Origin of the sequence: Lentzea sp. NPDC051838 (genome assembly GCF_040681245.1) — a bacterium.
In the GTDB taxonomy this organism is placed as follows: Bacteria; Actinomycetota; Actinomycetes; order Mycobacteriales; family Pseudonocardiaceae; genus Lentzea.
This window is the reverse complement of sequence record NZ_JBFAYI010000076.1, coordinates 1-5,641: the sequence shown is the minus strand read 5'-3', so window position 1 is coordinate 5,641 and position 5,641 is coordinate 1. Positions and strand designations below refer to the sequence as shown.

The window sequence follows — 5,641 nt, the reverse complement described above, 5'->3', positions numbered from 1 at the left end:
CCTGGTCGCAGCAGACGATCAAGCACGACTCGTGACGGGGCCCGCCGGAGCGCACGGGAAGGGCAGCTCGGCTTCGCCATCGCCCAGGCAGCTCGGCTTCGCCGTCGCCACTGCAGCTCGGCTTCGCCATCGCCTCGCCATCGGGGCTGAAGATGGTCAGCTTGCAAGTTTTAGATGCCTCTGAACTGGGAAAAGTTCAGGTATGTCCAGATTACGTACTGGTAGTGGCCGCGGCACCGCTTCGCGCGTGATCAGCGGCATCGGCGCGGTCTTCGCACTGATCGAGGTGCTCTACATCCTGATGATCGTGCTCGGCGCGAACCAGGGGAACGCCTTCTTCAGGTTCATCGGGTCCCTTGCCGAGCCCCTCGCCCTGTTCTTCCCCGGGTTGTTCGCCACTGGTAACTACAACGTCGATGTGCTCTTGAACTACGGGCTCGCCGCTGTGTTCTGGCTGGTTGTGACCGGTCTGCTTGCGCGTGCGGTGTCTCGCTACTGAGTAGTAGATTCCCGGCCTATGCGTACGCGGGTGGTCGGGATCGCGGCTGGTGTTGTCAGTTGGGTTGGGCTCGCGCTGGCGGTCGTGCTCGTGGTGCACGTGGTGCTGACCGTCGGCGGGGCCAACCCCGACAACGCCATCACCAGCACGGTGAAGGCTGTTGCTGAGCCGGTCGCCCTCGCGTTCAGGGATCTGTTCGCGCCTGCTGACGCCAAGCTCAAGGTCATGGTGAACTTTGGGCTGGCTGCGTTGTTCTGGCTGGGCGTTCGAGCGATCGTCCTTAAGCTTGTCAGGCGCCTGAACTAGGTTCGAAGGCATGGCGCGCGACGACTTCTGCGACAACTGCGGCACGGCCTATGCGGACACGGCCGGGTACCCGCGCACGTGTCCGAACTGCGCTCAGATGGTGTGGGCTAATCCGGTGCCTGTGGTTGTGGTCATCGTTCCGGTGAAGGACGGGGCTCGCACTGGGTTGTTGACTGTGCGGCGGGCGATTCCGCCGGTGGGGGAGTTGGCGTTCGTCAGCGGGTTCATGGAGCGCGGTGAGTCTTGGCAGGAGAGTGCGGCTCGCGAGCTTGAGGAAGAGGCGGGTGTGGTCGTTGACCCGGACGACCTCAGGCCGTTGCACTTCGTGTCGACGCCGGATGGGGCGACTGTGCTGTTGTTCGCCACTGCGCCCGTGATCGATGCGGAGGACATGCCGCCGTTCGTGGCCAATGAGGAGGCTTCGGAGCGGCGGGTGATCTTCGAGTGCGAGACGTTGGCGTTTCCGCTGCACAACGAGATCGCCAGCAAGTACTTCTCAACCGAACAGTGACTGGCCCCAGGTGCCGGTGAAGGTCGTTTCGGAGAGCGGGTGGCGGCGGCGTTCGCGTTGCTCGCGCGCTTGGAGGTCTTCCGGTAGGTCGGCCAGGTTGCCGTGGTGGCCCAGGGCCATGACTACCAGCGGGCGGACGTCGTCGGGCATGTCGAACGTGGCGTGGGCGGCCTGTTTGTCGAAGCCGCCCATCATGTGGGCGATGAGGCCCAGGTCAACGGCTTGCAGGGCGATGTTTTCCATGGCCAGGCCCAGGCCGAACTCGATGTTCGGGAGGTCGCCTCGGTCGTCCTGGGTGATCACGCAGCCGATCAGGAGGACCGAGGCGCGGTGGGCCCAGGTTTTGTTGCCCGGGCGGAGGGTTTCGTAGATCGCGGCGAAGGTTGGGGTGCCGCGCTGGCCGACGACGAAGCGGGCGGGCTGGCTGTTGCCGTGGGACGGGGCCCAGCGCGCTGCCTCGAAAAGAGTGTGAAGGTCGTCGTCGGTGATCGTTGCGGTGGGGTCGAAGGCGCGAGGGCTCCAGCGCTGGGAGATCAGCTCGTTCATCAGATCGCATACTGCCAAACGGCCAGGGAGTAGGCGCCGAACCAGGCGCTGAACAGCACTGCCAATCCGAGCACCGTCAGGATTGTGGAGAGGCGGCGGCGGGCCAGGACCAGGGCCAGCGGGATGAGCAGGGTGAAGGCCGGGAGCAGCAGGCGGGCCTTGGAGTTCATCAGGCCGTTGGAGCCGATGTCCATGAAGAGGACGCCGATGCCGTAGACGATCAGCGGCCATTCGAGGCGGCGCTGGAAGGCGTAGAAGACGAGCACGATGGCGAGGACCAGGAGCCAGACGGTGCCGGTTTCGAGTACCGAGCGCGGGTTGCCGAGGTGCTCGAAGGCGAAGCTCAGGGTGGCGGCGCCGCCGTCGAACTTGGAGCCCCAGCCCCGTTGCTGGACGCCGAACCAACCCGAGAGGTCGTCGGTGCGGATGGCTACCCAGGCCAGGTAGCCGAGCAGGCCCAACGGGGCGGCGAGGGCGCCCAGCCAGGCTCGCCAGTCGCGTTTGTCGCCGAAGATCGCTACCAGGGCGGCCAGGACCACGGCTGCGATGAGGGCGCCTGCGGTCGGGCGGACCAGGCCTGCGGCGGCGCAGCAGACTCCGGCCAGGATCCACTGCTTCTTCACGACGCCGACCAGGGCCCAGATGGCGAACGCGCAGAACGTGGCCTCTGAGTAGGTCATGGAGAGGACCACGGACATCGGGGAGGCCGCGAAGAGGGTGACCAGGATCAGGCCGGACGGGATCGAGCCGCCGCGCACGGCACGGCCGAGGACGAAGAGGCCGTAGGCGCAGAACAGTCCGCTGATCAGGCTGACGGCGAATGCCGCGCCCTCGACGGTCACGCCGGGCAGGCTGTCGGCCCAGCGGACCAGGGCCGGGTAGCCCGGGAAGAACGCGAGCGGGGTTTCCGCCGTGCGCCTGCCCGCCGCGTCGGTCAGGCGGGCCGGGACGTCGTTGTAGCCGCCGGCCGCGATGCCGAGGAACCACTCGCCGTCCCACGACTTGAGCTCGCCGAGGGCCGTGTTGGCCGAGCCGTGGAGCTTGTTCTGGGCCTCGACGACCAACTGCAGGACGTACAGACCCACCTGGCGCACGAACAGGTAGATCAACGCGGGAGCGGCCCACACGACGGCGGGGTGTCTGAGCGCCTCGGCCAACCGCGGGCGCGCACTGCTCTCATGCACGGCTGCTGAAGCCTCCACGTCAAAGGCGGTCGACGACACCCGGACAGAGTAGTCACGCGCGTCACGGCTCCAGAGTCTCACCAGGTGGTCCGGGTAGGCTGCCTACGACGTGGGGTTTTAGCTCGCGAAGGAGGTTGGGTCGGTGGCGCTCGTCGTCCAGAAGTACGGCGGTTCATCGGTTGAGAGTGCCGAGCGGATCAAACGCGTGGCCGAGCGCATCGTCGCGACCAAGAAGGCGGGGAACGACGTCGTTGTCGTCGTGTCCGCCATGGGTGACACGACAGACGAGCTGCTCGATCTCGCCCGCCAGGTCTCGCCGGTCCCGCCGGCGCGTGAGCTCGACATGCTGCTCACCTCGGGTGAGCGGATCTCGATGTCGCTGCTCGCCATGGCGATCCACTCGCTCGGTGCCGAGGCCCGGTCCTACACGGGGTCGCAGGCAGGCGTGATCACGACGGCGGTGCACGGCAAAGCCCGCATCATCGACGTGACGCCCAGCCGCATCCAGGACGCGACGTCGGAGGGGGCCATCGCGATCGTCGCGGGCTTCCAGGGCGTCTCGCAGGGCTCGAACGAGATCACCACGCTCGGCCGTGGCGGCAGCGACACCACAGCGGTGGCGCTCGCGGCCGCGACCAAGGCCGACGTGTGCGAGATCTACACCGACGTGGACGGCGTCTACACCGCCGACCCGCGGATCGTGCCGAACGCGAGGAAGCTCGACAGGATCTCGTACGAGGAAATGCTCGAAATGGCCGCGTGTGGCGCCAAGGTGCTGATGCTCCGCTGCGTGGAGTACGCCCGCCGCTACAACGTGCCCGTGCATGTCCGCTCTTCGTTCAGCAACAAGACCGGAACCATCGTGTCCGGTTCAGTGGAGGACCTTCACGTGGAACAGGCGATGATCACCGGCGTCGCGCACGACCGGTCCGAAGCCAAGATCACTGTCACCGCCGTGCCGGACCACCCCGGCATCGCCGCCAAGATCTTCCGGGTCGTGGCGCAGGCCGAGCTCGACATCGACATGGTCGTGCAGAACGTGTCGCAGGCGGCCTCCGGTCGTACGGACATCACGTTCACGCTGGCCAAGGTCGACGGCCCGCGTGCCGTGGCGGCGCTGGAGAAGGCGCGCGGCGAGATCGGCTTCGACCAGGTCCTCTACGACGAGCACGTCGGCAAGGTGTCGCTGATCGGCGCGGGCATGCGTTCGCACCCCGGCGTCACGGCGACGTTCTGCGAGGCGCTGGCCACGGCCGGCGTCAACATCGACATCATCTCCACCTCGGAGATCCGCATCTCGGTCATCTGCCGCGACACCCAGCTCGACGACGCCGTCCGTGCCCTGCACGACGCGTTCGAGCTCGGTGGCGACGAAGAGGCCGTCGTCTACGCAGGGACTGGCCGATGACCGCCCCCGTACTCGCGCTGGTGGGCGCGACCGGTGCCGTGGGCACCGTGATGATCGACATCATGAACACCCGCTCCGACTTCCCGTGGGGCGAGGTCCGCCTGATCGCGTCCGCGCGCTCGGCGGGCAAGAAGATCAGCGTGCGCGGCCAGGAGCTGACGGTCATCGCGCTCTCGCCCGAGGCGTTCGACGGCGTCGACATCGCGATGTTCGACGTGCCGGACGAGATCTCGGCCGAGTGGGCCCCGATCGCCGCCGAACGCGGCGCGATCGCGATCGACAACTCCGGCGCGTTCCGGATGGACGCGGACGTGCCGCTGGTCGTGCCCGAGGTCAACTCGGACCAGATCGACAACCGCCCGCGCGGCATCATCGCGAACCCGAACTGCACGACGCTGTCGATGATGGCGTCGCTCGGTGCCCTGCACCGCGAGTTCGAGCTCAAGGAACTGGTCGTGGCCTCGTACCAGGCCGCGTCCGGTGCCGGTCAGTCCGGCATCGACCGCCTGTACGCCGAGGTTTCGGCGTTGGCGGGCAAGGAAGTCGGCGTGCAGGCGGGCGACGTGGCGCAGGCTCTGTCCGCCGCCGGTCTGTCCTCTGAGGACTCGCCGTTCCCGGCTCCGCTGGTGCTGAACGTGGTGCCGTGGGCGGGCTCGCTGAAGGACGACGGCTGGTCGTCCGAGGAGCTGAAGGTCCGCAACGAGGCTCGCAAGATCCTGGGCATCCCGGACCTGAAGGTCTCCGCGACCTGCGTCCGCGTCCCGGTGGTCACGACCCACTCGCTGTCCGTCCACGCGACGTTCGCGCGCGAGGTCACGGTCGAGGCCGCGCACAAGATCTTCGAAGAGCAGCCGACCATCGTCCTGATCGACGACCCGGCCGCGAAGAAGTTCCCGACGCCCGCCGACGTGGTGGGCGGCGACCCGACGTACGTGGGTCGCGTGCGCCAGGCGCTGGACTTCCCGAACACGCTGGACTTCTTCGTGTGCGGTGACAACCTGCGCAAGGGTGCTGCTCTCAACACCTACGAGGTAGCGGAAGAGCTCGCGAAGCGCCTCTGAGCACCAAACGATGAACGGCGCTTTTGTCCACCTGGTGTTTTAACCAGGGAGCTCCTGGGTTTTGACACAGGCACGGCCACCGCTTGATCATTTTCGGGTTCCGTCCAAAGAACGCGATCATGACAA

The 5,641-nt window shown here is 67.0% G+C and carries 7 protein-coding genes; 5 read left to right on the top strand and 2 right to left on the bottom strand.

Translation table 11 applies throughout. The features are described 5' to 3' along the window. Window positions 1-202: 202 nt before the first annotated feature. From AB0M24_RS48100 to AB0M24_RS48090, 3 genes are read left to right on the top strand one after another with little or no spacing between them, the layout of a single operon-like run. A complete protein-coding gene (locus AB0M24_RS48100) occupies window positions 203-499 on the top strand; it encodes a hypothetical protein (protein WP_363782007.1) in 297 nt (98 codons plus the stop codon). Window positions 500-517: 18 nt separating this feature from the next. Continuing rightward, window positions 518-805 (top strand): hypothetical protein, encoded by a 288-nt coding sequence (locus tag AB0M24_RS48095; RefSeq protein ID WP_363782005.1) that lies wholly within the window; start codon window positions 518-520, stop codon window positions 803-805. A gap of 10 nt (window positions 806-815) precedes the next feature. After that, window positions 816-1,316: an NUDIX domain-containing protein gene (locus AB0M24_RS48090; protein ID WP_363782003.1), complete on the top strand. Its 501-nt coding sequence runs from the start codon at window positions 816-818 to the stop codon at window positions 1,314-1,316. On the opposite strand, the gene AB0M24_RS48085 is transcribed toward AB0M24_RS48090, so the two are convergent. Together AB0M24_RS48085 and AB0M24_RS48080 are read right to left on the bottom strand one after the other, a co-directional pair. After that, window positions 1,302-1,862, bottom strand: a complete 561-nt coding sequence (locus AB0M24_RS48085; RefSeq protein WP_363782001.1) for a nitroreductase family protein — start codon at window positions 1,860-1,862, stop codon at window positions 1,302-1,304. The genes AB0M24_RS48090 and AB0M24_RS48085 overlap by 15 nt on opposite strands. Beyond that, window positions 1,862-3,046 carry a hypothetical protein gene (locus tag AB0M24_RS48080; protein WP_363781999.1) on the bottom strand — a complete coding sequence of 395 codons (1,185 nt, stop codon included), beginning with the start codon at window positions 3,044-3,046 and terminating at the stop codon, window positions 1,862-1,864. Before AB0M24_RS48080 ends, AB0M24_RS48085 begins: the two co-directional genes overlap by 1 nt. 142 nt (window positions 3,047-3,188) lie before the next feature. Here AB0M24_RS48080 and AB0M24_RS48075 point away from each other — a divergent pair, with 142 nt between their 5' ends. Continuing rightward, complete coding sequence (locus AB0M24_RS48075; RefSeq protein ID WP_363781997.1) at window positions 3,189-4,454, top strand: aspartate kinase; 1,266 nt, start codon at window positions 3,189-3,191, stop codon at window positions 4,452-4,454. Further along, entirely contained in the window at window positions 4,451-5,515 is a 1,065-nt protein-coding gene (locus AB0M24_RS48070) for an aspartate-semialdehyde dehydrogenase (protein ID WP_363781995.1), read from the top strand. Before AB0M24_RS48075 ends, AB0M24_RS48070 begins: the two co-directional genes overlap by 4 nt. The last annotated feature ends 126 nt before the right edge of the window (window positions 5,516-5,641 follow it).

Coding starts and splice junctions, on each gene's coding strand:
- AB0M24_RS48090 (WP_363782003.1), top strand. CDS start 816: ATGGCGCGCGACGACTTCTGCGACAACTGCGGCACGGCCTATGCGGAC.
- AB0M24_RS48070 (WP_363781995.1), top strand. CDS start 4,451: ATGACCGCCCCCGTACTCGCGCTGGTGGGCGCGACCGGTGCCGTGGGC.
- AB0M24_RS48085 (WP_363782001.1), bottom strand. CDS start 1,862: ATGAACGAGCTGATCTCCCAGCGCTGGAGCCCTCGCGCCTTCGACCCC.
- AB0M24_RS48100 (WP_363782007.1), top strand. CDS start 203: ATGTCCAGATTACGTACTGGTAGTGGCCGCGGCACCGCTTCGCGCGTG.
- AB0M24_RS48095 (WP_363782005.1), top strand. CDS start 518: ATGCGTACGCGGGTGGTCGGGATCGCGGCTGGTGTTGTCAGTTGGGTT.